This window comes from Massilia mucilaginosa, assembly GCF_011682145.1.
In the GTDB taxonomy this organism is placed as follows: domain Bacteria; phylum Pseudomonadota; class Gammaproteobacteria; order Burkholderiales; family Burkholderiaceae_D; genus Telluria_A; species Telluria_A mucilaginosa.
Genome location: NZ_WHJH01000031.1, coordinates 23,938 through 48,879, shown reverse-complemented (window position 1 = coordinate 48,879; position 24,942 = coordinate 23,938). Strand labels below are relative to the sequence as shown.

Annotated in this window: 23 protein-coding genes and 1 tRNA gene; 13 read left to right on the top strand and 11 right to left on the bottom strand. The window is 64.4% G+C overall.

The annotated features are described in order from the left end of the window. Positions 1-56 precede the first annotated feature (56 nt). From F2P45_RS21740 to F2P45_RS21715, 6 genes are all read right to left on the bottom strand, one after another. Positions 57-614, bottom strand: a complete 558-nt coding sequence (locus F2P45_RS21740; RefSeq protein WP_166879886.1) for a TMEM175 family protein — start codon at positions 612-614, stop codon at positions 57-59. Further along, positions 611-1,297 (bottom strand): YoaK family protein, encoded by a 687-nt coding sequence (locus tag F2P45_RS21735; RefSeq protein ID WP_166879885.1) that lies wholly within the window; start codon positions 1,295-1,297, stop codon positions 611-613. Before F2P45_RS21735 ends, F2P45_RS21740 begins: the two co-directional genes overlap by 4 nt. Then, positions 1,294-2,256 carry an alpha/beta fold hydrolase gene (locus tag F2P45_RS21730; protein ID WP_166879883.1) on the bottom strand — a complete coding sequence of 321 codons (963 nt, stop codon included), beginning with the start codon at positions 2,254-2,256 and terminating at the stop codon, positions 1,294-1,296. Before F2P45_RS21730 ends, F2P45_RS21735 begins: the two co-directional genes overlap by 4 nt. A gap of 66 nt (positions 2,257-2,322) precedes the next feature. After that, a complete protein-coding gene (locus F2P45_RS21725; protein WP_166879881.1) occupies positions 2,323-3,006 on the bottom strand; it encodes a hydrolase in 684 nt (227 codons plus the stop codon). 34 nt (positions 3,007-3,040) lie between these two features. Further along, positions 3,041-4,888 (bottom strand): amidohydrolase, encoded by a 1,848-nt coding sequence (locus F2P45_RS21720; protein WP_166879879.1) that lies wholly within the window; start codon positions 4,886-4,888, stop codon positions 3,041-3,043. Continuing rightward, a complete protein-coding gene (locus F2P45_RS21715) occupies positions 4,885-5,133 on the bottom strand; it encodes a DUF1427 family protein (RefSeq protein ID WP_166879877.1) in 249 nt (82 codons plus the stop codon). The genes F2P45_RS21720 and F2P45_RS21715 overlap by 4 nt, the downstream gene beginning before the upstream one ends. Before the next feature lie 120 nt (positions 5,134-5,253). Between F2P45_RS21715 and F2P45_RS21710 the strand changes: the two genes are divergently transcribed. The 8 genes from F2P45_RS21710 (at position 5,254) to F2P45_RS21675 (ending at position 14,954) form a co-directional block, all read left to right on the top strand. Further along, on the top strand, positions 5,254-6,960 hold the full coding sequence (locus F2P45_RS21710; protein WP_166879875.1) for a DUF8614 domain-containing protein: 1,707 nt from the start codon (positions 5,254-5,256) through the stop codon (positions 6,958-6,960). Between the two features lie 203 nt (positions 6,961-7,163). After that, a complete protein-coding gene (locus F2P45_RS21705) occupies positions 7,164-8,882 on the top strand; it encodes a methyl-accepting chemotaxis protein (RefSeq protein WP_229505216.1) in 1,719 nt (572 codons plus the stop codon). Between the two features lie 132 nt (positions 8,883-9,014). Beyond that, positions 9,015-9,716 carry a hypothetical protein gene (locus tag F2P45_RS21700; RefSeq protein ID WP_166879873.1) on the top strand — a complete coding sequence of 234 codons (702 nt, stop codon included), beginning with the start codon at positions 9,015-9,017 and terminating at the stop codon, positions 9,714-9,716. Continuing rightward, positions 9,709-10,365 carry a hypothetical protein gene (locus tag F2P45_RS21695; protein ID WP_166879872.1) on the top strand — a complete coding sequence of 219 codons (657 nt, stop codon included), beginning with the start codon at positions 9,709-9,711 and terminating at the stop codon, positions 10,363-10,365. Before F2P45_RS21700 ends, F2P45_RS21695 begins: the two co-directional genes overlap by 8 nt. 258 nt (positions 10,366-10,623) lie before the next feature. After that, positions 10,624-11,625: a BON domain-containing protein gene (locus F2P45_RS36345; protein ID WP_229505215.1), complete on the top strand. Its 1,002-nt coding sequence runs from the start codon at positions 10,624-10,626 to the stop codon at positions 11,623-11,625. Positions 11,626-11,794: 169 nt separating this feature from the next. Beyond that, the gene (locus tag F2P45_RS21685) at positions 11,795-12,634 is read left to right on the top strand and encodes an HDOD domain-containing protein (RefSeq protein ID WP_166879870.1); all 840 of its coding nucleotides are present in this window, start codon (positions 11,795-11,797) and stop codon (positions 12,632-12,634) included. Between the two features lie 116 nt (positions 12,635-12,750). Continuing rightward, on the top strand, positions 12,751-14,163 hold the full coding sequence (locus tag F2P45_RS21680; protein ID WP_370663293.1) for an NfeD family protein: 1,413 nt from the start codon (positions 12,751-12,753) through the stop codon (positions 14,161-14,163). 2 nt (positions 14,164-14,165) lie between these two features. Continuing rightward, positions 14,166-14,954: a slipin family protein gene (locus F2P45_RS21675; protein WP_166879867.1), complete on the top strand. Its 789-nt coding sequence runs from the start codon at positions 14,166-14,168 to the stop codon at positions 14,952-14,954. A 102-nt stretch (positions 14,955-15,056) separates the two neighbouring features. Here the strand turns inward: F2P45_RS21675 and F2P45_RS21670 are convergent, their stop codons facing one another. After that, on the bottom strand, positions 15,057-15,806 hold the full coding sequence (locus tag F2P45_RS21670) for a YdcF family protein (protein ID WP_166879865.1): 750 nt from the start codon (positions 15,804-15,806) through the stop codon (positions 15,057-15,059). 160 nt (positions 15,807-15,966) lie between these two features. After that, positions 15,967-16,398, bottom strand: a complete 432-nt coding sequence (locus F2P45_RS21665; protein WP_166879863.1) for a hypothetical protein — start codon at positions 16,396-16,398, stop codon at positions 15,967-15,969. A gap of 121 nt (positions 16,399-16,519) precedes the next feature. On the opposite strand from F2P45_RS21665, the gene ypfJ reads away from it, so the two are divergent. Continuing rightward, on the top strand, positions 16,520-17,410 hold the full coding sequence (gene ypfJ, locus F2P45_RS21660; RefSeq protein ID WP_166879862.1) for a KPN_02809 family neutral zinc metallopeptidase: 891 nt from the start codon (positions 16,520-16,522) through the stop codon (positions 17,408-17,410). A 3-nt stretch (positions 17,411-17,413) separates the two neighbouring features. Here the strand turns inward: ypfJ and F2P45_RS21655 are convergent, their stop codons facing one another. Further along, the gene (locus tag F2P45_RS21655; RefSeq protein ID WP_166879860.1) at positions 17,414-19,723 is read right to left on the bottom strand and encodes a DUF1631 family protein; all 2,310 of its coding nucleotides are present in this window, start codon (positions 19,721-19,723) and stop codon (positions 17,414-17,416) included. Between the two features lie 202 nt (positions 19,724-19,925). Here F2P45_RS21655 and F2P45_RS21650 point away from each other — a divergent pair, with 202 nt between their 5' ends. Beyond that, on the top strand, positions 19,926-20,240 hold the full coding sequence (locus F2P45_RS21650) for a hypothetical protein (protein ID WP_166879858.1): 315 nt from the start codon (positions 19,926-19,928) through the stop codon (positions 20,238-20,240). Between the two features lie 88 nt (positions 20,241-20,328). Here the strand turns inward: F2P45_RS21650 and F2P45_RS21645 are convergent, their stop codons facing one another. Then, positions 20,329-21,216 (bottom strand): LysR family transcriptional regulator, encoded by an 888-nt coding sequence (locus tag F2P45_RS21645; protein WP_166879856.1) that lies wholly within the window; start codon positions 21,214-21,216, stop codon positions 20,329-20,331. Between the two features lie 103 nt (positions 21,217-21,319). Between F2P45_RS21645 and F2P45_RS21640 the strand changes: the two genes are divergently transcribed. The 3 genes from F2P45_RS21640 (at position 21,320) to F2P45_RS21630 (ending at position 24,482) form a co-directional block, all read left to right on the top strand. Continuing rightward, positions 21,320-22,183, top strand: a complete 864-nt coding sequence (locus F2P45_RS21640) for an MBL fold metallo-hydrolase (protein ID WP_166879854.1) — start codon at positions 21,320-21,322, stop codon at positions 22,181-22,183. Positions 22,184-22,302: 119 nt separating this feature from the next. After that, a complete protein-coding gene (locus F2P45_RS21635) occupies positions 22,303-23,919 on the top strand; it encodes an alanine/glycine:cation symporter family protein (protein ID WP_229505214.1) in 1,617 nt (538 codons plus the stop codon). Positions 23,920-24,128: 209 nt separating this feature from the next. Then, positions 24,129-24,482, top strand: a complete 354-nt coding sequence (locus F2P45_RS21630) for a hypothetical protein (protein WP_166879853.1) — start codon at positions 24,129-24,131, stop codon at positions 24,480-24,482. Between the two features lie 325 nt (positions 24,483-24,807). Here the strand turns inward: F2P45_RS21630 and F2P45_RS21625 are convergent. After that, a tRNA-Lys gene (locus tag F2P45_RS21625) sits at positions 24,808-24,883 on the bottom strand. Between the last annotated feature and the right edge of the window lie 59 nt (positions 24,884-24,942).

Sequence of the window (24,942 nt, the reverse complement as noted above, 5' to 3'; positions counted from 1 at the left end):
CAGCGCTCGGCAAGCCGCTGTTCATGGCGCGCGATGATACCACCGGCGCCATCGGCTCAAGCTGGCGCGCGCGGGCGCAGCCAGAGCATGGCGACGATCACATGCACGGCGGAGCCAGCCGGCGCGTACCACAGCGCGAGCGGGATCGCCAGCGCATACAGCAGCATCGAGGCCAGGTTCTTGCGTTCCATCCAGCTCGGACGCGCGGGGCCGGCGTGCATGGCGCCGCGCCGCCGCAGCACCTCGTCCAGTACCACAAAGCCGATGGAGCACATCAGCAGCACCACGCCGTACATGGCCACCGGAACCGAATCGAACGGATGTTCGCCGGCCCACGCGGTCACAAAAGGAATCAGCGAAATCCAGAACAGCAGGTGCAGGTTGGCCCACATGGCCACGCCGTCGACCTTCCGCACCTTGTCGAACAGGTAGTGGTGGTTGATCCAGTAGATGCCCACGTAGATGAAGCTGAGCAGGTAGCGCAGCATCACCGGCAGCACCGGCGCCAGGTCGTGCGGCGCCGGGCCGTGCGGGGTTTTCAGTTCCAGCACCATGATGGTGATGATGATGGCGATCACGCCATCGCTGAAGGCTTCCAGGCGCACCTTGTTCATGCGGTTCCCTTGCCTGGCTCGGGCAGCGCCATGTCGGCGCACAGAATCGCGATCGGGATTGACAGGGCGATGAAGCCGAACGCCATGAAGGCAAAGGCGGCGGCGATGGCGCCGATGGCAAAAGCGAGCAGGGGCCAGAAGAATTTGCCGCAGCGCGCGCTGGTGGCGGCGTCGCCGGCGCCGCGCAGCACGTCGATGCTGTCGATGACGACCTGGGTCACGTTCCCGGTCATCATCGAGGTGGGCGCCAGTTGGGCCAGCAGCAGGCGGCTGCTGGCGCTGTGCGCGCCCATGGCGGCGGTGCCCAGGAGGCCCGCCGCCATGGCCAGGGTGGAAGCGGTGTCGCCGATGGGCGCGGCGGCCATCCCGGCCAGCATGAAGCCGGCCAGCAGGACCACTTGCAGCAGCAGGGCCAGTTTCAGGGCCGGCCACCGGCGCTTGTCGCAGGCCAGGATCAGCAGGCGCGCCATGGCGATGCCCGCGATGAAGGCGGGGAAGGCCAGGAACTTGAGCAGGATTGAGGCCTTGGAGGTGTCGGCCAGCGCAACCCCGATCAGCACGAAGTTACCGGTGACATGGGCGGTGAACAAGCCAAACAGGGCGACGAAGCCCAGGGTGTCCACATAGCCCGCCAGGAAGCCCATGTCGATGCTGCGGAGGCGGTTGCGCTGGTCGGGGGTCACGATGTGGCGAAAGCGAGAATGTCGGCGTTGACCTGGTCCTTGTGGGTGTCGGTCAGTCCGTGCGGGGCGCCAGGATAGATAATCAGCTTGGCGTGCTTGACGATGGCGGCCGAGGCCTTGCCGGCGGCGTCGATCGGCACGATCTGGTCGTCGGCGCCGTGGATGACCAGGGTCGGCTTGTCGAATTTTTTCAGGTCGGCGCGGAAGTCGGTTTCCGAGAACGCCTTGATCGAGTCGTAGGTGTTCTTGTGGCCGGCCATCATGCCCTGCATCCACCAGGCGTTGATCAGGCCCTGCGAGGTTTTGGCGCCGGGGCGGTTGAAGCCGTAGAACGGGCCGGAGGCCAGGTCCAGGTAGAACTGCGAGCGGTCCTTGACCGAGGCCGCGCGGATGCCGTCGAAGACCTCGATCGGCAGGCCGCCCGGGTTGTCGGCGGTTTTGAGCATCAGCGGCGGCACGGCGGAGATGAGGCCGAGTTTGGCGACGCGACTGGTGCCGTGGCGGCCGACGTAGCGGGCCACTTCGCCGCCGCCGGTCGAAAAGCCGATCAGGATGGCGTTTTTCAGGTCCAGCGCTTCGATGACCTGGGCCAGGTCGTCGGCGTAGTGGTCCATGTCGTTGCCGGTCCAGGGCTGGCTGGAACGGCCGTGGCCACGGCGGTCGTGGGCGATGACGCGGAAACCGTTGTTCGCTAGGTGGAACATCTGCGATTCCCAGCTGTCGCTGTTCAACGGCCAGCCGTGGCAGAACACGACCGGTTGGCCGCTGCCCCAGTCCTTGTAATAGAGTTCGACGCCGTCTTTGGTGGTGATGGTGCTGGCGCTGCGCTTGATGGCGGCGGCCGGTGCGGCCTGGGCGCCGGAGCTGATGGCGGCCAGCGGGATGGCGGCGGCCAGGGAGGCACCGGCGGTGATGGCCGCGCGGCGGGAGAGGGTTTTCGGGTTGTCGTTTGTGGACATGGTTGCTTTCTTGTTGTCGTTAGCGCCGCCGCGCGCGCATGGGCGGGAGCGGCGGCGATGATGGGATTACTTGGCCGGCACCGGCGCTAGCACTTCGTGCTCGCCCGTGGTGCGTTCAGCCGCCTTGTGCACCATCGTGTAGGCGTAGTCGACGCCCATGCCGTAGGCGCCCGAGTGTTCGCGCACGATCGCCATCACGGCGTCGTAGGTTTCGCGGTGCGCCCAGTCGCGCTGCCACTCCAGCATGACCTGCTGCCAGGTCACCGGCACCACGCCGGCCTGGATCATGCGCTGCATGGCGTAGTCGTGCGCTTCCTTCGAGGTGCCGCCCGATGCATCGGCCACCATGTAGATCTCGTAATCGCCTTCGGCCATGGCGCACAGCGCGAAGCTGTTGTTGCACACTTCCGTCCACAGGCCGGCCACGATGACCTTTTTGCGGCCGCTCGCTTTGAGCGCATCGCGCACTTTCTGGTCGTCCCACGAATTCATCGAGCTGCGCTCGAGGATTTTCTGGCCAGGGAACACGTCCAGCAGTTCCGGGTAGGTGTGGCCCGAAAACGCCTGCGTTTCGACGGTGGTGATCACGGTCGGGATGTTGAAGGCTTTGGCGGCCTTGGCCAGCGCCACCGTGTTGTTCTTGAGGACCTGGCGGTCGATCGACTGCACGCCGAAGGCCATCTGCGGCTGGTGGTCGATGAAGATCAGTTGCGAGTTTTGCGGGGTCAGGACGTCGAGTTTCGGATTCATGCAATGCACTCCTTGGGTTGAAAAATGGGGCTGGTCAGAACGCGAAGCAGCTGCAGCCGAGCGCGCCCCAGAAGCCGGTGTGGCTGCTGACCGGGATGGCCGACTTGCGGGCGATGCCGTGCGCGTGGCCATGCACGCCGCACGATCCGGCGCACAGGTGCGGCAGCGCGCTGCGGGTGTTTGCCACGGGCCGGTAATGGCCGCCGTAGGCTTTCACGGGCGACCAGTCGGGCAGCACCGGAATGGCGGGCGGCGCCAGCGGGGCAAAGCCGCCCGCGCCGTACACCACGTTGCCGCCGACGACGGTGAGCACCGATTCGAGCGCCTTGATGTCATCTTCCGCCACGCTGAAATAGTCGCCCGACAGGACCGCCAGATCGGCCAGCTGGCCCGCCTTGATGCGGCCCTTCCGATGCTGCTCGCTGGAGAACCAGGCGCTGCCCGAGGTCCACAGTTCGAGCGCGGTGGCGCGCGGCATCTGCTGGTCGGCGCCGTACAGGCGCAAGCCGCCGACGGTGCGCCCGGACACCAGCCAGTACAGCGCCGTCCACGGGTTGTAGCTGGCCACGCGGGTGGCGTCGGTGCCGGCGCCGACCGGCACGCCGGCCTCTAACATGCGCGCGATCGGCGGCGTGTGGCGGGCCGCTTCGGCGCCGTAGCGCTCGACGAAATACTCGCCCTGGAAGGCCATGCGGTGCTGGATGGCGATGCCGCCGCCGAGCGCGCGTACACGGTCGATATTGCGCGGGGTGATGGTTTCGGCGTGGTCGAACATCCAGCGCAGGCCGTCGAAGGGGATCTCGCGGTTGACCTTTTCGAACACGTCGAGCATGCGCGAAATCGATTCGTCGTAGGTGGCGTGCAGGCGGAACGGCCAGCGCTGTTCGACCAGGTGGCGCACGACTTTTTCGAGTTCGTCTTCCATGCCGGCGGCCAGTTCGGGACGCGGTTCGAGGAAGTCTTCGAAGTCGGCGGCCGAGAACACCAGCATCTCGCCGGCGCCGTTATGGCGGTAGTAGTCGCTGCCGTCGCCCGGCTTGATCATGCTGGTCCAGGCCTGGAAGTCCTGCAGTTCGGCGCCCTTGTTTTGCGTGAACAGGTTGTAGGCGATGCGCACGGTGAGCTGCTTGTCGCGCGCGAGCTGGTCGACGATGGCGTAATCGTCGGGGAAGTTCTGGAAGCCGCCGCCGGCGTCGATCACGCTGGTCACGCCCAGGCGATTGAGTTCGCGCATGAACTGGCGCGTGGAGTTGACCTGGTGTTCGAGCGGCAGCGCAGGCCCTTTGGCCAGCGTGGCGTACAGGATCATCGCGTTGGGACGGGCGATCAGCATGCCGGTCGGGTTGCCGGCGGCGTCGCGCACGATCTCGCCGCCGGGCGGGTTGGGGGTGTCGCGGGTGTAGCCGACCGCCCGCAGCGCGGCCTGGTTGAGCAGGGCGCGGTCGTACAGGTGCAGCACGAAGACCGGGGTGTCGGGGGCGGCGGCGTTGAGTTCCTCGATGGTCGGCATGCGCTTTTCGGCGAATTGAAATTCTGACCAGCCGCCGACCACGCGCACCCATTGCGGCGACGGCGTGCGCTCGGCCTGTTCGCGCAGCATGCGCATGGCGTCGGCCAGCGAGGGCACGCCTTCCCAGCGCAGTTCGAGGTTGTAGTTCAGGCCACCGCGAATGAGGTGCATGTGCGAGTCGTTCAGGCCCGGAATGACGGTGCGTCCGGCCAGGTCGATGACCTGGGTCGCCGGGCCGCGGTGGCGCATCACGTCGTCGACGGCGCCCACTTCCAGGAAGCGTTCGTCGGCGATGGCGACCGCGTTGACGATCGGGTTGGCGCGGTCGGTGGTGTGGAAGCGGCCGTTGATGAGGATCAGGGAGGCGCTCATGCATTTTCCTTGTCGGTGGCCGGGGCTTGCAGGCCGGTGATTTTTGGGGCGCATTCGCTTTTGAACCACGTGATGCTTAAAGGTTCGCCGGCGATGACGCGCTTGGCGATGGGGACCATCTGTTCGCCGATCAGCATTCCCAGCAGGCCCAGCAGTGCGATGGCTGGCGGCGCGGGCGAACGCACGTTGATCAGCGCGTAGATGATCCCTACCAGCACGCCGGCTCCGATCGACATCAGATACATTGCTTACTCCTTCACATTCGCAGGGCCGGATAGCGGTCCTGTCGAAACGAGTATGGAAGGCGGGGCGCAGGAGGGATAGAATCAGGATGCTGTTTTTGCCAACTATTGCTCTCAAGGCCCATGAAAAAATTCCTACTTCCCGTCCTCCTGCTGCTGGCCGGCGCCGCTCACGCCGCCGAGCAACCCGCCAATGTGGCGCAACTGAAGCAGATGGCCAAGCGCTATGCCCCGGTCGACCTGCGCGCCGATACGGCGGCGCTGTCCAAGGGCGACAAAGCCGCCATCGTCAAACTGATCGAAGCGGCCAATATCATCGACACCTTGCAGCTGCGCCAGCGCTGGGCGCACAATGAAGCCCTGTGGAGCGCGCTCAAAAAAGACAAGAGCGCCCTCGGCAAGGCGCGCCTGGACTATTTTTGGCTGAACAAAGGCCCGTGGTCCATCCTCGACGGTCATCAATCCTTCATGCCGGCCACTTACGCCGGCATCAGCATTCCGGCCAAGAAACCGGAAGGCGCGAATTTCTACCCCGAGGGCGCGACCAAGGCCTCGCTCGAAGCGTGGATGAACGCACTCGCGCCAAAAGACAAGGAACAGGCCCAGTGGTTCTTCACCACCATCGGCCATGGCGCCGAAGGCACATTCAAGACGGTGAGCTATGCCGAGGAATACAAGGCCGAACTGGAAAAGCTGGCCACATTGCTGCGCGACGCGGCGGCCTTGACCGACAACGCCTCGCTCAAGAAATTCCTGGCCCTGCGCGCCGATGCGTTCTTGTCGAACGATTACCTGGCGTCCGATTTCGCGTGGATGGATCTCGACTCGCCGGTCGATGTCACCATCGGCCCGTATGAAACGTATAACGATGAACTGTTCGGCTACAAGGCGGCGTTCGAAGCGTACGTGAATATCCGCGACGAGAAAGAAACCCGCAAGCTCGATTTCTTCAGCAAGCACATGCAGGAACTGGAAGACAACCTCCCGCTCGACAAGCAGTACCGCAATCCGAAAGTCGGTGCGCTGGCGCCGATGGTGGTGGTCAATCAGGTGTATGGCGCCGGCGACGGCAATATGGGCGTGCAGACGGCCGCCTATAACCTGCCGAACGACGAGCGCATTATCAGTGCCCGTGGTTCCAAGCGCGTGATGCTGAAAAATATCCAGGAAGCGAAGTTCACATCGACGCTCACGCCGATCACCAGGCTGGTACTGCGTCCGGATGCGCAAAAGGACCTCGATTTCGATTCCTTCTTCACGCATATCCTGGCGCACGAAATCACGCACGGGCTGGGACCGCACGCGACCGTCCAGGACGGCAAGCCATCGACCCCGCGCCAGGACCTGAAAGACGCGTATTCGACCATCGAGGAAGCCAAGGCCGATATGGCGGGCCTGTGGGCGCTGGCGTACATGATGGACAAAGGGCAGCTGAAAGACACGCTGGGGCAGGGCGCGCTGGCCGAGCGCAAGCTGTATAACACCTTCCTGGCGTCGGCATTTCGCACGCTGCATTTCGGGCTGACCGATTCGCACGCGCGCGGCATGGCGATCCAGCTCAATTACCTGCTCGACAAAGGCGGCTTCGTGTCGCACGGCGACGGCACGTTTTCGGTGGATTTCAAGAAGATCAAGCCGGCGGTGATCGATTTGAACCGCGAATTTCTGACCATCGAGGCGACCGGCGATTATGCGCGCGCCAAGGAGATGATGGCGAAGTACGTGGTGATTCGTCCGGACGTGCAAAAGGCGCTCGACAAGATGAAAGCGGTGCCGAACGATATTCGTCCCGCATTCACCACGGCAGCGGCACTGACGCGCGCCAGATAGGACCGCGCCGTGGCGCAAATGCCAATAGCGGCGCATTTTGTACAGACAGGAAAACCACGGATTTGCGTGATATAAGCCTGTTTGGCGGGTTCTGAAGGGCTCGGTTGCACTGATTTCAATGCCAGCCGCTGTGCGGGCTTCAGCCCGTGCTAGAGTTTATGAGTGTTGCCACATGGCACTTATTTAACTTTCGCGGGCGAGACATGAATACTTCTGGAATGAGCATCGGACGCCGCCTGGCGGTGGGTTTTGGGGGCGTCTTTTTGCTGATCGTGGTGCTGTCGGCGATGGCGATTTCGCGCGTCGGCAGCATCGAAGCGAGCCTGAATCAGATTAACAAGGTCAATAACGTCAAGCAGCGCTATGCGATCAATTTTCGCGGCAGCGTGCATGACCGCGCCATTGCGCTGCGCGATGTGGTGCTGGCCGCCGACGCCGCGGGCGCCCAGCCGCATCTGGACCTGATCAAGCAACTGGCCGACAACTATGCGCGCTCGGCCGCGCCGCTCGACGCGCTGGTCGAGAATCCGCATGCCACCGCCGAGGAAAAATCCGCGCTGGCCGGCATCAAGGACAGCGAAAACAAAACCATGCCGCTGATCGCCAACGTGATCGCGCTGCGCCTGGCCGACAAGCTGCCCGAGGCCAACGAGCTGCTGGCCAAGCAGGCGGCCCCGGCGTTCGTGGGCTGGCTGGCCAGCATCAACCGCCTGATCGACCTGGAAGAAAAGATGACCGGGGTGCAGGCCGACAATGCCTCGCACCTGGCCAGTTCCTTCCTGCTGTGGATGACGGTGCTGTGCGCGATTGCCGTCGCGGTCGGTTCGGTGGCGGCCTGGTATATCAGCCGCGGCTTGCTGCGCCAGCTTGGCGGGCAGCCTGATTACGCGGCCAATGTGGTGACCAGCATTGCCGCCGGCAACCTGGCGGTCCAGATCGACACCGTGAGCGGCGACAACAGCAGCCTGCTGTTCGCCATGAAAGGCATGCGCGACAGCCTGGTCGCCATCGTGGCCCAGGTACGGGCCGGCACGGCCACCATCACGACTGCCTCGTCCGAAATTGCGGCCGGCAATCTGGATTTGTCGGCGCGCACCGAAAGCCAGGCCGGCACCCTGGAAGAAACCGCGTCGTCGATGGAAGAGCTGACCAGCACCGTGCGCCAGAATGCCGACAATGCGCGCCAGGCGAATGTGCTGGCGCTGTCGGCCTCGGAGGTGGCGGTCAAGGGCGGCGCGGTGGTGTCGCAGGTGGTCGACACGATGGCGTCGATCAACGAATCGTCGAAAAAGATCGTCGACATCATCGGCGTGATCGACAGCATTGCTTTCCAGACCAATATCCTGGCCCTGAACGCGGCGGTGGAAGCGGCCCGTGCGGGCGAGCAGGGCCGTGGTTTCGCGGTGGTGGCCTCGGAAGTGCGCAACCTGGCGCAGCGCTCGGCGGCGGCGGCGCAAGAGATCAAGACCCTGATTGGCAATTCGGTCGAACGGGTCGACGCCGGTGCGCGTCTGGTGGACGAGGCCGGCAGCACGATGCAGGAGATCGTCTCCAGCGTGAAGCGGGTCACCGATATCATGGCCGAAATCAGCCTGGCCAGCCAGGAACAGACGGCCGGCATCGAGCAGGTGAACCTGGCGATCGGACAGATGGACCAGGCAACCCAGCAGAACGCCGCGCTGGTCGAGCAGGCGGCGGCGGCGGCGTCCTCGCTCAATGACGAGGCGGCCTCGCTGACCGAGGTGGTGGGCGTGTTCGTGCTGGCCGAAGGCAGCGTGCGCACCGCGGCGCCGGTTCGGGTGAAGACGCCGTTGGCGGCCAAACCGGCTGTGAAGGGCAGGGCGCTGGCGCGCACCCCGGCCGCGCCGCAACGCAAGATTGCCACCGAGAAAACTGTTGCTGACGAGTGGGAAAGGTTCTGATTGTTTGCGCTAGCGCTAGCTTGACATGGCGCCATGTTGAGAATTTTCCACAAGGAAAGATATTTCTCCCCAAGCGTTCCAGAGGTCTATATTATTGCTCTTAGGCACCTATAGACCTCCTGAGGAAACGCCATGTTCAAGCACCTTTTGACCGCCCTGCTCGCCGGCATCACCCTGATTCCCGCTGCCGCCACTGCTGGCGCAGCCCTGACCGAGCTGGAAACGCGCTGGCTGAACGCCGCCGCTCCCGTGTTGGCGTATTCGCAACGTATCAACTTGCCAATTGATATCACCGTGCAACCAAAAGCCCGTCCCGGCGATGTGCCGCTCGCGATGGGCTTTGTCGACGGCCGCTGCAAGCTGGTGCTGTCGATGCGCGGCAACCCCGACGCCGAAAACATTCTCAAGACCGTGCCGGAAGCCGAGCGCACCTTGCTGATCGAAACCATGGCGGCCCACGAAATCGGTCATTGCTGGCGTTACGTGCAGGGCGTGTGGCATGCCCTGCCGGCCGGCTTCGTCGAAACCGGCGACGAGCAGGCGCACGACCTCACCTTGCTGGCCGAATCGAAAGCCATGCGCGAGATGCGCCGCGAAGAAGGCTTCGCCGACCTGGTCGCCCTGTCGTGGGTGCGGCGCCAGCATCCGGCCGAGTATGGCCGCGTGTACGCCTGGCTGTCGAGCCTGCGCGATGCGGTGCCGGCCGAGCGCAGCGGCCACGATACCCGCACCTGGGTACGGCTGGCGAAGAACGCCGACGGTTTCGGCCGTGGCGCCACGCCGTTCGACGACGCCGTGACGATGTGGCAAGCCGGATTGCTCAACGATGAATAAGCTGCGCATGGCCTTGTTGCCGGCGCTGCTGGCGCTGGCCGGCCCGGCGGCGACCGCCGCCCCGGCCACCGAAGCCCAGTGGATCGCCGCCGCCACCGAAGCGGTGGCCTACGGCCGCGCACAGGGCATGCCGATCGCGCTGGAAATTGTCGATGGCAACGGTTTGCCGGGCCATACGCCGGTCGGGCTGGCCAGCGAGAACGGCCGCTGCACCCTGATCGTTTCGGCCAGCAATAATCCAACGGCCGACAAGCTCAGTTCGATGATTGCCCCCGAACTGCTCGACACGTTTCTGGCCGGCGCGGCGATGCATGAAGTCGGCCACTGCCACCGCCGCCTGAACGGCTATCCGCACAACGAAAAACTGCTGCCGGTGGTGGCCTGGATCGGGCCGGTGCGCGACTGGTTCGCGCGCCGCGTGCGCACCGAGGAAGCCTATGCCGACATGACCGCCGTGGCCTGGATCGCGCGCTACCATCCCGAACGCTACACGGCGCTGGTCAATGAAATGCTGCGCGTGCGCACCCGGTTTCGCGAGCCCAAGCACGACACGGTCGCCCTGCTTGAACGCGCCATTGCCGAAGGGCCACAAGATGCCAACGAGAATCTCTTTGCGCAGGCTGATGAGCGATTAAACAGATATCGATAGTCCTTTGGCTTCCGTATGTACGTGGTCGCCCAGATGTTGCTTGTTCCCAAGCAGATGAGTGATTAAACCGATATCGATCGCCCTTTTGCTTCCGTATGTACGTTGTCGCCCAGATGTTGCTTGTTCCCAAGCAGATGAGTGATTAAACCGATATCGATCGCCCTTTTGCTTCCGTATGTACGTTGTCGCACAGATGTTGCGAGTGGTTAGGATGTTAAATCCGTCTACCAACAACCATACATTTAAAGGGACCTCATCATGAAACCTATCGTCGCCACATTGCTTGCCACCGCCCTCAGCGCCGCTTTCGCCGGCGCTTATGCCGCCGAGACCAAGCCCGATACCGCGACTTACCGCACGATGACGCAACAGGCCGACGCCGACTACAAGCTCGCCACTGCGCAGTGCAAGGACATGAGCGGTAACGCGCGCAAAGTGTGCACCGAAGAAGCGAAAGTCGTGCGCGCGCGCGCCGACCTGGCAGCCCTGACCGATTACAACAACACCCTCAAAGGCCGCACCAAGGCCCGCACCGAACTGGCCAATGCCGATTACTCGCTGGCCAAGGTCAAATGCGCCGACGCCAGCGGCGCCGAAAAAGACAGCTGCATGAGCAATGCGCGCGCAGTCCACACCGCTGCGCTGGCCGACGTCAAGGCGGACCGCAACATGCAGGTCGCCAGCGCCGGCACCACCGATACCATGAGCCCGGTCACCCGCACCACCACCAACGACGCCACCAAAGCGGCCGCCGTGGACAAATGCGCCCAGGTGGCGGGCAGCCCGAACACCGGCTGCCTGGTCGATAACAACAAGCGCACCGCCACCACCGCCGGCGCTGTCGCCAACCGTACCGAAATGGCTGCCGACACGGCCGGCCAGCGCACCGCCAACGCAGTCGAGAACGCCGCCGAAAAAACCCGCGCCGCCGGCGCCACGCTGGCTGCCAAGACCGAACGCGCGATCGATACCATGGCCGACAAAACCGAGCGCGCCGCCGATACCATGGCGCCTAAAATGGACCGTGCCGCCGAAAAGACCGGTGCTGTCGTGGCCGACTCCGTGATCACCACCAAGGTCAAAGCCGACATCTTCAAGGAGCCGGAACTGAAATCGATGGCGATCCACGTCGAGACCGAAAAAGGCGTGGTCATGCTGAGCGGCTTCGTCGATTCCAAGGCCGATGCCGAGAAAGCCGTGCGCCTGGCCAAGAGCGTCGATGGCGTTACCTCGGTCAAGAGCGCGATCAAGGTCAAGTAAGCCAAGCGCTACCGGGGCCGGACCCGCGCACAGCGGGCCGGCCGGCGGAAAACAGCGGCCCCGCGCGGTGTGACGATGCGACGATGCGATTGTGTTGCATTGCTGCACTGCGCGGGGCTTTGTTTCTGCAATCCATCGCGTCGGACCCGCCCCACTGTATAATTTTCCTGTGAACAGACTAGAAGCCTTTGGATATATTGCCGCGCAAGCCGCACGCGGGGAGATCACTCTCCCGACCAGCGTGAACGCCGCCTTGCGCCTGCAACTTGCACTCGACAATCCCGATTGTCATATTGAAGACGCCATCAAGCTGGTGCTGGGCGAGCCGCAACTGGCCGCGCGCACCGTCGCGCTGGCCAACTCGGCCGCTTTCAACCGCAATGGCGACACCCCGATCACGAATGTGCGCGCGGCCGTCATGCGGGTGGGCTACCGCAGCTTGCAGACCCTGGTCGCCAGCCTTGTGGTGCGCCAGTTCGGCAGCCGCATCGTCGACCCGGCGCTGCGCGCCAAGGCCGAGCAGCTGTGGGAACATACCGCCCACGTGGCGGCGCTGGCCCAGGTGCTGGCGCGGCGGGTGACGTTTGTCAATCCCGATACCGCCATGTTCGCCGCCATCGTGCACGAGGTGGGCGGGTTTTACCTGCTCTCGCGCGCCGATGAATTTCCGGGCCTGCTCGATGACGATCCCGAAAAATGGGCGGAATTGTGCGAGGAAGTCGTCAGCCGCGAAGTGCTGAAAAAGCTGGCGATTCCCGACACCGTCACCCAGGCCATCCTGGCCCTGCGCGATGGCTGGCTCACCATGCCGCCGAGCACCTTGCTCGATACCCTGTTGCTGGCCAATCAGTTCGCGCCCGTGCGCTCGCCGCTGGGCGTGAACGAAGAGCCGTTGCCGGACCACGCCGATTCGGTGCTCGACTTTGTCATCGACAACGATACCCTGCAATCCATCCTTGACGAGTCCGCCGACGAAGTCAAATCGATGAGCGCGGCACTGCTGGTCTGACCTGCGGGTTTAAGACGCTTCTTCTCTAAATCCCCGGAACCAAAGCGCGTGCGCGGCTTCTAACCCCAGGCAAGGCGGGACACCAGTCCCATGCCGGGGGAGCGATGAGACGCATTGTGCATGCTTGGTTGGCTGTTGCCGGTCCTGGGCCGCTGGCCTTGCTGCGCCCGCTGATCGCGTGCGCCACCTTTCTCTTTCTCCTGCTGTGGACGCCGTCCGCCGCCGCGCTGGCGCCGGTGACGGTGCTGACGGTCGATGGCGCCATCGGCCCGGCCAGTGCGGATTACCTCGCGCGCGGCATGGCCCGCGCCGCGCAAAACGGCCATCAACTGGTGATCATCGAACTCGACACGCCGGGCGGGCTGGAGACCTCGATGCGCACGGTCGTCAAGGCTATCCTGGCATCCCGGGTGCCGGTGGCGGTCTACGTGGCGCCGTCGGGCGCGCGCGCGGCCAGCGCCGGCACCTTCATCCTGATGGCCAGCCACATCGCCGCCATGGCCCCCGGCACCAACCTGGGCGCGGCCACGCCGGTGCAGCTGGGCGGGCCCGCCGAAGGCGGCGCTGGCACGCGGGAGGCGCAGTCCGGCACGCCGGTGGGCCGCAAGCAGGTCAACGACGCCGCCGCGTCCATCCGTGCGCTGGCTGAACTGCGCGGACGCAATGCGGACTGGGCCGAGCGCTCGGTGCGCGAGGGACTCAGCCTGCCCAACGACGCCGCGCTCAAGAGCGGCGTGATCGACTATGTCGCCAGCGACATACCGGCGCTGCTGGACCTGGTCGATGGCCGCCGGGTCAAACTGGACCGGCCGGACGCGCGAACGCCGACCCTGCGCACGCGCGGGGCGCCGCTGCACGCCGACCGTCCCGACTGGCGCAACCGGCTGCTGGGGGTGATTTCCGAACCGGCGGTCGCGCTGATCCTGATGAGCATCGGCTTGTACGGCCTGCTGTTTGAATTCATGAGTCCCGGCGCGGTCGCACCCGGCGTGGTGGGCGCCCTGTGCCTGCTGCTGGGGCTGTACGGCCTGCATCTGTTGCCGCTCAACTACGCGGGACTCGGGCTGATCCTGCTGGGCCTGGCCTTCATGGTGGGCGAAGCCTTCCTGCCCAGCTTTGGCGTGCTCGGGCTGGGCGGCATTGCCGCCTTCGTGGCCGGCGCCCTGATCCTGGTCGACACCGACCTGCCCGGCTACGGCATGCCGGTCGCGCTGGTGGTGCCGCTGGCCATCGCGAGCGCGCTGCTGGTGGCGGGCATGGGCGCGGTGGCGTTGCGGACGCGCCGGCGTGCCGTGGCGGGCGGACCGAACGCGCTGGTCGGCAGCCTTGCCGAAGTCATCGGCACCAGCGGCGACGACACCTGGGCCGACGTCAACGGCGAAACCTGGCGCGTCGACAGCGGCGTTGCGCTACGGCCCGGGCAGGCGGTGCGGGTGCTGGCGCGCAAGGGGGCGCGGCTGGAGGTCGTCCCTGTCGACCATGATCGCGCCGATCATGCCAATCTCAATCACATCAACAAAGGAGAGTAACGATGGACGATGGTCTCGGGTTCGGTATCCGCACGCTGGTGTTTTTCCTGCTGTTCCTCTTGCTGATGCTGCTGGCGATGTCGGTGCGCATCTTGCGCGAGTACGAGCGGGGCGTGGTGTTCCAGCTGGGGCGCTTCTGGTCGGTCAAGGGGCCGGGGCTGATCCTGCTCATTCCCGTGCTGCAGCAAATGGTGCGGGTCGACCTGCGCACCATCGTGCTCGACGTGCCCAAGCAGGATGTGATCTCGCGCGACAATGTCTCGGTCAAGGTCAATGCCGTGCTGTACTTCCGCGTGATCGATCCCGAGCGCGCCATCATCCAGGTCGCCAACTTCATGGAAGCGACCAGCCAGCTGGCGCAGACGACCCTGCGCTCGGTGCTCGGCAAGCATGAGCTCGACGACATGCTGGCCGAGCGCGAACGGCTCAACATCGATATCCAGCAGGTGCTCGACGCCCAGACCGACGCCTGGGGCATCAAGGTGGCCAACGTCGAAATCAAGCACGTCGACCTGGATGAATCGATGGTGCGCGCCATCGCCCGCCAGGCGGAAGCGGAACGCGAGCGGCGCGCCAAGGTCATCCACGCGGAAGGCGAATTGCAGGCGTCCGAAAAGCTGATGCAGGCGGCCAACGTGCTGGCGCGGCAGCAGGGCGCGATGCAGCTGCGCTACCTGCAAACCCTGGGCACCCTGGCCAGCGACAAGAGCACGACGATTGTGTTTCCGCTGCCGCTAGAGATGCTGGGCGGGCTGCTCGACCGCGGCCGCGACAGTCCGGCCGCCGGCTGAGACGCCGCCGCGCCAGCGAGCCAGTCGGACGGTCAGGCAAGGCGTGCGTGGTCCGGGCCGGCCAGCGCGCGTGCGGGGCCGAGCCGGGCCGAGCCGAGCCGGTCAATGCAGGCGCTGCCACGCCAGGCCGATCCATTCGTGGGTGGCGTAATATGAGCGGAACATGCCGCTCCAGCCGGGCACGAACATCAGCGGCGTCAGCCTGCTGCGCGAATAGAACATGGTCGGCGCCGGCACGACGTCGAGGCCGGCGGCGCGGAAGGCGCGCTCGGCGCGCGGCATGTGCATGGCGTGCGTGACCAGCAGCACGCGCCGCACCCCGGCCGCCTTGAGCAGGGCGGCGCTGTAGCGGGCGTTCTGGCTGGTGTCGGCCGAGCGCTCTTCGGTCCAGGCCACCGGCGTGCGGAAATCCTCGCGCAGGGCGCGCGCCATGGTGACGGCCTTGGGCGGAATGCCTTTGTCGGGCTCGCCATTGCCGCCGCTGACCAGCAGCGGCAGATTGGTGGCGTGTTGCAGGCGCGCCGCGTAGCGCAGGCGCAGCAGGGCGATGTCGTCGGGAATGTCGGCGCCGCCGTACTCGGGCGCGGCATGCACGTTGCCGGCCGCCAGCACCACGATGGCCTGGGCGCCGCTGGCGCCGGCGTCGGCCAGCGGCGCGGTCAGTTGTTCGAGCGGACGCACCAGCAGCAGCGAGCCGGCGTTGGTCGACAGCACCAGCAGGGCGGCCAGTCCCAGCCGGCTGACGGCGCGCCCGCAGCGCGGCCAGCGCCGCCGCAGCGCGTAGCCGGCCAGGATCAGCACGATCAGGCTCATCGGTGGCATGAGCAGCACGCGCACCAGGATGTCGATCATGGCCGCCGCGCGCGCGGCAAGACGCGGTTCATCGCTGGCGCCGGCATGCCGGCGCTTGCCACGGCCATGGCAAGCGCAGGCGACCGCTCCCTCATGGCGACACCCGGCACTGGCGCCGGGCGGGTACGCGCACCCAGGCGCGGCGCACGCCGGCGCTTGCTCACAGCGACGCCCAGGCCTGGCGTACACCGAGCACGTGCACGATGCCGATGCCCATGCAGATGGCCGAGCTCCAGCCCCAGAACACCAGGCTGCGGCCGGGCATCAAGAACATCATCGGCACAAAGGCCAGGCCGCGCGCCACATACACGGCGGTAATTGCGCACAGGATGGCGCGCATCCATGGCAAGCGCGGCAGCACGCCGGCGCCGGCCAGCGCATACGCGGCCCACACCAGCAGCACGGCGCTGATGGCGCCTGTGACGGTGGCGGGATACCAGGAGCCGGACGCGGCCATGCGGGCCATCGGCTCGCCCGCGCCGAGCGCGCGGTACCAGTCGGGTCCGCCGGCGATGCAGGCAATGTGCAGGGCGGCCGCAGCGGCGCTGAGGGCGGCGGCGGCAAGGAGGAAGTGGGCGGACGGCTCGGTCATGGGTCTCGGGCGGGGCAGGTTGTCGCGCAAGGCGAACAGTTAACATCGCTGTGTGCGCCAGGAAATTGGCTTTCAGCGTAAAGTCATTATAAGATTAACAAAATGCATTGTGGAGCAGAACATGAAATGGGAAGGTAATCGCGAAAGCGACAACGTGGAAGATGTGCGCGGTTCGGGCGGCGGCGGAGGCGGAGGCGGTTTTGGCTTCGGCGGACGCTCGATCGGCATCGGCTCGATCGTCATCGCCCTGGTCGGCGGCTGGATTTTCGGGGTCAACCCGATGACCATCCTGAGCATCATGAGCGGCGGCAGTGGCGCGCAGGCGCCGGTGCAGCAACAGCAGGGCCAGGCGCCGGGCGTGCCGGCCAACGACCGCGGCTCGAAGTTCGTGCGCGTGGTGCTGGCCGATACCGAGGACGTGTGGACCAAGTTGTTCCGCGAGCAGGGCGGCACCTACCAGAAGCCGGCGCTGCAACTGTATTCGGGCCGCACCCAGACCGCTTGCGGGGCCGGCAGCAGCGCGACCGGGCCTTTCTATTGCCCGGCCGACCGCAAGGTGTATCTGGACATGAGCTTCTTCCAGCTGATGGAAGAGCGCTTCAAGGTCGAGGGCGAGTTTGCCCAGGCGTACGTGATTGCCCACGAAATCGGCCATCATGTGCAGCATGCGATGGGCCTGACCGACAAGGTCGACGAGGCGCGTCAGCGCGGCACCGAAAAACAGGCGAACGCGATGTCGGTGCGCCTGGAATTGCAGGCCGACTGTTTCGCCGGGGTCTGGGCGTTCCACGCCAACCAGTCGCGCGCGATCCTGGAGCAGGGCGATGTCGACGCCGCACTGAAAGCGGCAACGGCAATCGGCGACGATGCCTTGCAGCGCCAGTCGCAAGGCCATGTGGTGCCGGATTCATTTACCCACGGCAGCTCGGAACAGCGCGCGCGCTGGTTTAAGCGCGGCCTCGACAACGGCCAGGTAGCGCAGTGCGATACCTTCGCCGCGCGCCAGCTGTAAAGCTCAGGCGTTGCTGAGCGCTTCGGCGCCAGCCATCAGCGACTCGACCGCGCGCTCGAACACGGGCGCGTGCTCCACCGTGCGCAAGGTTTCATCCTGCATCGCCGCCAGCAGGGCGTCGCGGGTGAAGGTGGCGGGCGCGGCCTGGCCTTTCACCGAGAACAGGTACAGGCTACCGCGCGGGCTGACCGCATTCAGGCGTGCCGGCACGTAGCGCCCGTCGAGGGCGATTTCGAAGCCGGCGCCCGGCAGCGCCATGCCCAGCCATTCCTGTTCGGCGGCGGCCGGCGCCGCACTCTTGCCCGGATCGGTGTACAGATCGGCCCGGATGCCGCGCTGCGCCAGCGCCGCTTCGAGCTGGTCGTGGCCGATGCTGACCGCGTCCCGGCCCGCTTGCGGCACGCCGTCGAAGGCGGCGAAATGGGCGCGCAGCTGGGCCAGGGTGGCGGGGCGGGCGGAGGGCGGCTGGCGCTGGCCCAGCACATCCATGTGCACCATCACCAGCTGGTCGAGCGCGGCCTTGGCCGCTTCCTGGCCCATGCCGGCCGCGGCCAGCCCTTCGCGCACCCGTTTGACCATGCCGGGCAGCATGCTGACCATCACCGCGCGGTCTTCCAGCGTGGTTTTTTCCTGCGAACTCCAGATCAGCTCGGCCAGCATCGCCTGGCTGGCGCTCGCCTCGCTGGCGGGATGCGCCAGCACCCGGCTCCAGATATCGGTAATGAAGTTGCCGATGCGCGGGTCGAGGTCGAGCGGATCGAGCAAGGGCGCCAGGGCGGTCGCGGCATCGCTGTGGCGCGCGCTGGCCGCTTCGAGCGTGCCGAGGGTGTCGATGCAGCGCGCCAGGCCCAGGTCGCTGCGCGGCAGCAGCGCCGACACGAACTGGTCGAGCTGGCGCTGGCCGTCGGCAAACGCGGTCATGTCGGTATCGAACCGCTCCAGCACGTTGTCGAGCACCGTATCGATCTGGTTTTCCAGTGCGGGATAGCAGGCCATCTCGGGCGTGATGCCGGTCGCCACGGTGCCGATCCGGTCGAGCAGGCGGCGCGCCGGGTGCTGGGCGTCGTGCAGCATCGACGGTTCCTGCATGGCGGCGCGCAAGAAAGGCACGTGCAGGCGGCCGAGCTGTCCGCGCACGCCTTCCGGTAATTGCTCGTCGTGCACGATGGATTCGAACAGCAGGCTGACCAGGTCGATCGTGACCCGCTCCGGCTCGCTGCTGGCGGCATCGGCCAGCCTGGCGCGCAGGTCGAGCGGGGCGGGCGCCTCGCGGCTGGCCCGCCCGCCGGCCTGGGCCGGACGCGCCTGCTGCAATTGTTTCAGTTGCGCTTCCAGGGCGCTAGGCCCGCTGCCGGCATCGCCCGCCATGGCCGGCGCATGGGCGTGGCGCGGCGGGCGCGCCGCTTTCGGCTGGTTGAAGACGTTCCAGACCATGTCCTGCAAGTCTGGCAGCGGCTGCTGGGACAGGGAACTGCCGTGCAGCGCCGGCGCCTTCCGTTGCTGCTGCATCAGGCGTTGTAATTCGGGAATCATGCGGGCTTGTTTTTGCTGCGCTGGCGGGGTGGACGGGTGTGCCGCCGGCGCAACAGCGCGCGCGCTGGCGGGACCGTGGGCGATCAGCTGTTCCGCCGCCTTTTGCCAGGCGAGCCGGTCGCGCTGGGCGCGCGTGAGCGCGGTCGGGCGCGCGCTCAATTTGGTCGAAATTCCTCGCGATTCGAACACTTCTTCTATTGCAACGTAGTATCCTTGCAGGCAATGTACCATCGCCAGCGACAAAGTGTCGAACAGCACTTTCGACTGCACCTCGTCCATGACGCACTGGCGCAGCGCTTCGTGCAGCGAGCGCGCCAGCAGGTACGGACGGAAGGGATTTTCGCGCTCGCGCACGTCGCCGTCGCCATGCAACTGCGCAATCATCAGGTTCAGGCGCCCGAGGCTGGGCTGGTCGGCGTCGCGCAGGCGCATCACCAGGCGCTCGATTTCGATTTGCCGCGTGACCACATCGTCCTCGATCAGGGTCAGGTTGTCGGCGCTGATGTCGTCGATGCTGGCGCGGGTGTCCATGTACATGGTGTCCATGGCGCGTTCGAGGTAGCTGGCGAAGTGATGCTCCATGCGTTCCTGTAACAGGGCGGCGTTCTGGCGCAGGACGTAGCGGGCATTGGTCATCAGGCGCAGGTCGGCCGTGCCCTTGCCTTGCAGGGCCTTGTCCATGGTGGCGCCGGCCTCGGCGATGGTTTTGGACGCGAGGACGCGAAAACCCGACAGTGCGGGCTGTTTCGCAAGTTGGAACACTCTTTTTGGTATTTGCATGGCGTTTTTGTGCTCAAATGGATGAGCGGATCCGGATGTCTGAAAGCCATGATAGCGCATTAGAGCAACATAGTTGGCTTGAATGCACTGTTCAGTTGCATTTATTTAATGAAGATGTATCAGATACAATGCTTGTTCGCGACCTCTGTCTATGCGTGTTGGCGAACCGACCACATGTAAGATCAACCTTAGTATCCCCAGAATGAAAATTTTCGCTGAACTCGATGATGCGGTCCTGAACAGAACTGTTCCGGCCAGTAACGATCCGATTGCCGTCGCCACGGCCCTGGCGGCCCCGGTACGCCCCTTGCGCGTGATCGGGCGCGGCGATACGCTCACCGCGCAAAAAGTCGAGGTCGGTATCATTTTGCAAGCCATGCTGGGGACGGTCGGGGCTGCGGAGTATCTGGCAGACAACTCGGTCCACATCAGCGTGTCCTTGCGCGTACTCACCAAACCGGGCTTGCGGCGCGGGAATCACGACGAATTCGGGATTCCCACCGATCTCGAAGGATAAGAAAGCGTTGTTTTCCGGTGCCTGGCATGGGTGCCGGGACGACCCCTCTGGCCCGGAGCCGCGCTCCAGCCACCGTCAAGCGCCGGCCTCACCACGGCAGGACGGCAAAGTGCTCGACAAGAAAATCCAGTAGTGCCCGCACCGATGGCGACAATTGCCGGCGCGACGGGTAAATCGCATAAATCGTCAGGGCCGGCATGCGCCACGCGGGCAGCACCTGCTGCAAGGCGCCGCTGGCGACCATCGGATTGACCAGGTAGGTCGGCAGCATGGCGATGCCGCCGCCGCCCAGCGCCGAGGCTAGCAGGGCAGTGGCGTCATTCGCGCTGAAATAGCTGAGCACGTCGACCTGGATCGACTCCCCATCGCGTGCAAACGACCAGATGTTGCGCCCCACGTTGGCATGGCTGAGGCAGCGGTGGCTTTCCAGCTCGCGCGGCGCGGCCGGCGTGCCGCGCGCGGCCAGATAGGCGGGCGCGGCCACCAGCAGCGAGTCGCACTGCGCCAGCGGGCGCGCAATGAGCAGGGGCGACGGTTCGCTGCTGATGCGAATGGCCAGGTCGATGCGCGCTTCGACCAGATTGAGCGCGCCTTCGTTCAGATTGAGGTCGATATGCAGGCCCGGATGGCGCTCCAGGAAACGGGTGAGCGCCTGCGCCAGTTGCGCGTGCCCGAACGACATGCTGCAGGTGACGCGCAACTGTCCGCGCAGCGCGCCGCCGCTGGCGGTCTCTTCTTCCATGTGCTCGCTCAGCGACAGCATCTGCTGGCTGCGCCGCAAGCAGTTCTCGCCGGCATCGGTGAGCGTGACGCGCCGCGTGGTGCGCTGCAACAGGCGCGTGCCCAGCCACTTTTCCATTTCCGACACGTAGCGCGTGACCATCGCCCGCGACATGTCGAGCTTGTCCGCGCTGGCGCTGAAGCTGCCGCTGGTTGCCACCTCCACGAAGACGCGCATTGCGGTGATTCGATCCATTTGTCCGATCCATGAAACAGTCATGCGCAGTTTAACCCGTTTATCGGCGTGGGCGACGTGATTACACTGGCCGCTTCCGTACAACATCTTTATTGGAGTCACTATGTTCCGCACCACCGCCATCGCTGCCGCCCTGACCCTGGTCTTTACCAATGCGCTGGCCGCGCCCGCCCTGCAAACCAAGGTCTACAACGCCGACGGCGCCAGCTTCAACGTCAATTCCACGCTGATCTATGGCGAGACGGAGGCCATGGTGATCGATGCCGGCTTCACCCGCGCCGACGCGCTGCGCATCGCCGCCAACGTGCTCGACAGCGGCAAGCAGCTCACCACCATCCTGGTCAGCCAGGCCGATCCGGATTACTACTTCGGTGTGGACACGCTCAAGCAGATTTTTCCCAAGGCGCAAGTGGTCGCCACGCCGCAAGTGATCGAGAAAATCAAGGAAAAAATGGCGGCAAAGGTGGCCTTCTGGGGCCCCAAAATGGGCGTGAACGCGCCGGCGGCGACCGCCTTGCCGACGGCCTTGCAGAGCATGACGCTGAGCATCGATGGCCAGGCGGTCGAAGTGCGCGGCACGCAGGGCGCGCTGGCCCATCGTCCGTATGTGTGGATTCCGTCGATCAAGACCGTGACCGGCACCATCGGCGTGTTCGGCAACCTGCATTTGTGGATGGCGGATGCGCCAACGGCGGCGCAGCGCAGCGCGTGGAGCGCCCAGCTCGACGAGATGGCCGCGCTGAAACCGGCTGTCGTCATTCCCGGGCACATGAAGGCGGGCACGCAACTGGACCAGAGCAGCATCGCCTACACCCAGGGCTACCTCAAGCGTTACGAGACAAGCCTGGCCGCCACGGCCAACAGCACCGAGCTGATCGCGCGCATGAAGAGCGCCTATCCCGACGCGCCGCCGGGCCTGGCCCTCGATATCGGCGCCAAGGTCAGCAAGGGCGAGATGAGCTGGTAAGCACCGCCTTCGTAGCGTGAATCATGAGGATCACGGCCTTGAGTGAATGATTGGGCGAAATTTTCCAAAGCGTGTCTTTCTGAGCACTAATCACTTAGAATGCAAATCCGCAGGTCCGGATGCCGCCTTTCTCGACGATGGTTCGAGGCTGGCGGCGACATTGCTTTCCCTCCCGGTTGTCATTGACGCTCCCGTGCCGACAACGCACGGGTCAAGATTCACACATACGAGAAGAGGTTCAGGTGGAAGTTTTTATCAACGAACTCAATGGCATCATCTGGAGCAAGGGATTGATTTACCTTTGCCTCGGTGCTGGTTTGTTTTACTCGATCCAGACGCGCTTTGTCCAGGTCCGGCAAGTCAGGGAGATGCTGCGCCTGCTGTTCAAGCGCAAGGACACCGATTCGGGCATTTCCTCATTCCAGGCCCTCGCGGTATCGCTCTCCGGCCGGGTCGGCGTGGGCAATATCGCCGGTGTCGCGGCGGCCATCGGTTTCGGCGGCCCCGGTGCGGTGTTCTGGATGTGGGTCGTGGCTTTCCTCGGCGCCAGCACGGGGTATGCCGAGTCCACCCTGGGCCAACTCTATAAAGTGGAAGAGGACGGCCAGTATCGCGGCGGCTCGGCCTATTTCTTCGAACGTTGCCTGGGCTGGCGCTGGCTGGGCATCGCCTTTGCCATATCTTCCGTGATCGCCTGCGGCATCTTCCTGCCCGGCGTGCAAGCGAATGCCGTCGGCAATGCCGTGACCCAGGTTTTCGGCAACGGCAACATGGTCGATACCGTTCTGGGCCAGGTTGGCACGCATAAACTGATTGGCCTGGGCGCCATCCTGGCGCTGCTGGCGGTGATCATTTTCGGCGGCATCAAGCGCATTGCGCAATTTACCGAATACGTCGTGCCGTTCATGGCGTTCGGCTATATCTTGCTGGCGCTGGTCGTTGTCGGGATCAACATCGAGAAGTTGCCCGGCGTCTTCAGCCTGATTTTTTCGGATGCATTTACGGCGCAAGCCGGTTTTGGCGCCGCCATCGGCTGGGGCGTGAAGCGCGGTGTCTATTCCAACGAAGCCGGGCAGGGGACGGGAACCCATGCGGCAGCCGCGGCGGAAACCGAACACCCGGCTCAGCAGGGGCTGGTGCAGGCGTTTTCGATTTACGTCGATACCCTGCTGGTCTGCACCGCCACCGCCTTGATGATCCTGATAACCAATCAGTACAACGTCCAGGGGACGCTGCCCGATGGCCAGTTTATCGTGCAAAACCTGCCGGCCAGCACCGAAATAGGCTCGGCGGCATTTACCCAAATGGCCTTGCAGTCGGCTTTCGGCGGCTTCGGTCCGATGTTTGTCGGCGTGGCGCTGTTCTTTTTCGCGTTCACGACGATTATCGCTTACTACTATATTGCCGAAACCAATATCGCCTACCTGAACCGCTTTTTCAAACGCGGCGTGCCATTGGTCATGGTGAAATTGGTGATCATGGCGATGGTGACTTACGGCACGATCAACAGCGCGGGCTATATCTGGAATCTCGGCGATATCGGCGTTGGCATCATGGCGTGGATTAACATCATCGGCATCCTGATCATTTTCTTCATGGCCAAACCGACCATGCTGTGCCTGCGCGATTACGAAGCCCAGTTAAAGGCCGGTGGCCCGATCACCTTCGATCCGATCAAGCTGGGGATCAAGAACGCCAGCTTCTGGGAAAAGCGCGCAGCGGCGGCGAAAAAATAGAAGCCAGGAGCGGCCGCGATGGTCAGCCGGATTGCCGCTGTAGCGGAGCAATGGGGCGTTGTTGCCCCGTTGGTCTTGAGCTACCCTGGTAGCAACAGGAAGATTGACGGCGGCATGGCAGACATGCAACACTCCGCCAGGTAGCAAGCCCGTTGGCAAGCCATCGCCATGATGGGGCGCAGCGACCAGATCATTATTCGGAGTTTTCAATGCACCCCATTATTTCAAGAACGTTTTTCGGCTTGCAGCCCGCCTATTACATCCGGCAGTTTATCTATGCGCTGATTCCCACGGCGATCATCTTCAACTTCATGTTCGCAAAAAAAGGCGAATTCGGGATTCTGTGGCCGCTGTATGCCCTGATGATCGGGAATGTCGTGCTTTATCCCTACGCGCGGTACTTCGTTTCCAGCGTGTTCGGTTTGCTCCGCGGTGACGGCACCTACTACGTGAACGTCATGGCGCTGGTGCTCTGGAATCTGTTGGTGCTGTCGATTGTCTTGGGGATTGCAGTGTTCGTCGCACCGTTCGGCCTGATCGTTCTGTATTTTCAAAACAAATAGACGACGGGGCAGGCGCATCCATTTCGCGCCGCGACAAGTTTTCCAACGCAGCTTCAAAGCCAAAGCCAACCGCAAGGTTGGCTTTTTTATGCGCGCCCGGCATGGGCGTACTCTTGCCGGCGTCAGTCTGGTACTGGAAAGTCTGTTGCCGAAAAAATACGTGGAGGTGGCAAAAAGATTAAAAGTTGATGTCAAAGCCAACATCAAGCCACTGACATGAATAAAACCTGTTTCATAGCCCATTCTTGCCAATAGGTCGTGGACGCATGAGTGCCAGACAAAAAAAGCCCACGAACTTGCGTTCGTGGGCTTTTTTCTTGCATCTTGGTAGGCCGTGCGGGATTCGAACCTGCGACCAACGGATTAAAAGTCCGCTGCTCTACCAGCTGAGCTAACGACCCCGAAAGAGGCAATATTATAGCTGGCGATTTCGATTTCCGCTAGGAAGTTTTGCAACAGA

What these genes read in the sequence shown, in the direction of transcription:
- F2P45_RS21725 (WP_166879881.1), bottom strand. Translation starts at nt 3,006, where the DNA reads ATGAATCCGAAACTCGACGTCCTGACCCCGCAAAACTCGCAACTGATC.
- F2P45_RS21655 (WP_166879860.1), bottom strand. Translation starts at nt 19,723, where the DNA reads ATGCAAATACCAAAAAGAGTGTTCCAACTTGCGAAACAGCCCGCACTG.
- F2P45_RS21695 (WP_166879872.1), top strand. Translation starts at nt 9,709, where the DNA reads ATGAATAAGCTGCGCATGGCCTTGTTGCCGGCGCTGCTGGCGCTGGCC.
- ypfJ (WP_166879862.1), top strand. Translation starts at nt 16,520, where the DNA reads ATGAAATGGGAAGGTAATCGCGAAAGCGACAACGTGGAAGATGTGCGC.
- F2P45_RS21715 (WP_166879877.1), bottom strand. Translation starts at nt 5,133, where the DNA reads ATGTATCTGATGTCGATCGGAGCCGGCGTGCTGGTAGGGATCATCTAC.
- F2P45_RS21665 (WP_166879863.1), bottom strand. Translation starts at nt 16,398, where the DNA reads ATGACCGAGCCGTCCGCCCACTTCCTCCTTGCCGCCGCCGCCCTCAGC.
- F2P45_RS21670 (WP_166879865.1), bottom strand. Translation starts at nt 15,806, where the DNA reads ATGATCGACATCCTGGTGCGCGTGCTGCTCATGCCACCGATGAGCCTG.
- F2P45_RS21730 (WP_166879883.1), bottom strand. Translation starts at nt 2,256, where the DNA reads ATGTCCACAAACGACAACCCGAAAACCCTCTCCCGCCGCGCGGCCATC.
- F2P45_RS21710 (WP_166879875.1), top strand. Translation starts at nt 5,254, where the DNA reads ATGAAAAAATTCCTACTTCCCGTCCTCCTGCTGCTGGCCGGCGCCGCT.
- F2P45_RS21720 (WP_166879879.1), bottom strand. Translation starts at nt 4,888, where the DNA reads ATGAGCGCCTCCCTGATCCTCATCAACGGCCGCTTCCACACCACCGAC.
- F2P45_RS21645 (WP_166879856.1), bottom strand. Translation starts at nt 21,216, where the DNA reads ATGGATCGAATCACCGCAATGCGCGTCTTCGTGGAGGTGGCAACCAGC.
- F2P45_RS21640 (WP_166879854.1), top strand. Translation starts at nt 21,320, where the DNA reads ATGTTCCGCACCACCGCCATCGCTGCCGCCCTGACCCTGGTCTTTACC.
- F2P45_RS21705 (WP_229505216.1), top strand. Translation starts at nt 7,164, where the DNA reads ATGAATACTTCTGGAATGAGCATCGGACGCCGCCTGGCGGTGGGTTTT.
- F2P45_RS21740 (WP_166879886.1), bottom strand. Translation starts at nt 614, where the DNA reads ATGAACAAGGTGCGCCTGGAAGCCTTCAGCGATGGCGTGATCGCCATC.
- F2P45_RS21630 (WP_166879853.1), top strand. Translation starts at nt 24,129, where the DNA reads ATGCACCCCATTATTTCAAGAACGTTTTTCGGCTTGCAGCCCGCCTAT.
- F2P45_RS21635 (WP_229505214.1), top strand. Translation starts at nt 22,303, where the DNA reads ATGCCGCCTTTCTCGACGATGGTTCGAGGCTGGCGGCGACATTGCTTT.
- F2P45_RS21700 (WP_166879873.1), top strand. Translation starts at nt 9,015, where the DNA reads ATGTTCAAGCACCTTTTGACCGCCCTGCTCGCCGGCATCACCCTGATT.
- F2P45_RS21650 (WP_166879858.1), top strand. Translation starts at nt 19,926, where the DNA reads ATGAAAATTTTCGCTGAACTCGATGATGCGGTCCTGAACAGAACTGTT.
- F2P45_RS36345 (WP_229505215.1), top strand. Translation starts at nt 10,624, where the DNA reads ATGAAACCTATCGTCGCCACATTGCTTGCCACCGCCCTCAGCGCCGCT.
- F2P45_RS21675 (WP_166879867.1), top strand. Translation starts at nt 14,166, where the DNA reads ATGGACGATGGTCTCGGGTTCGGTATCCGCACGCTGGTGTTTTTCCTG.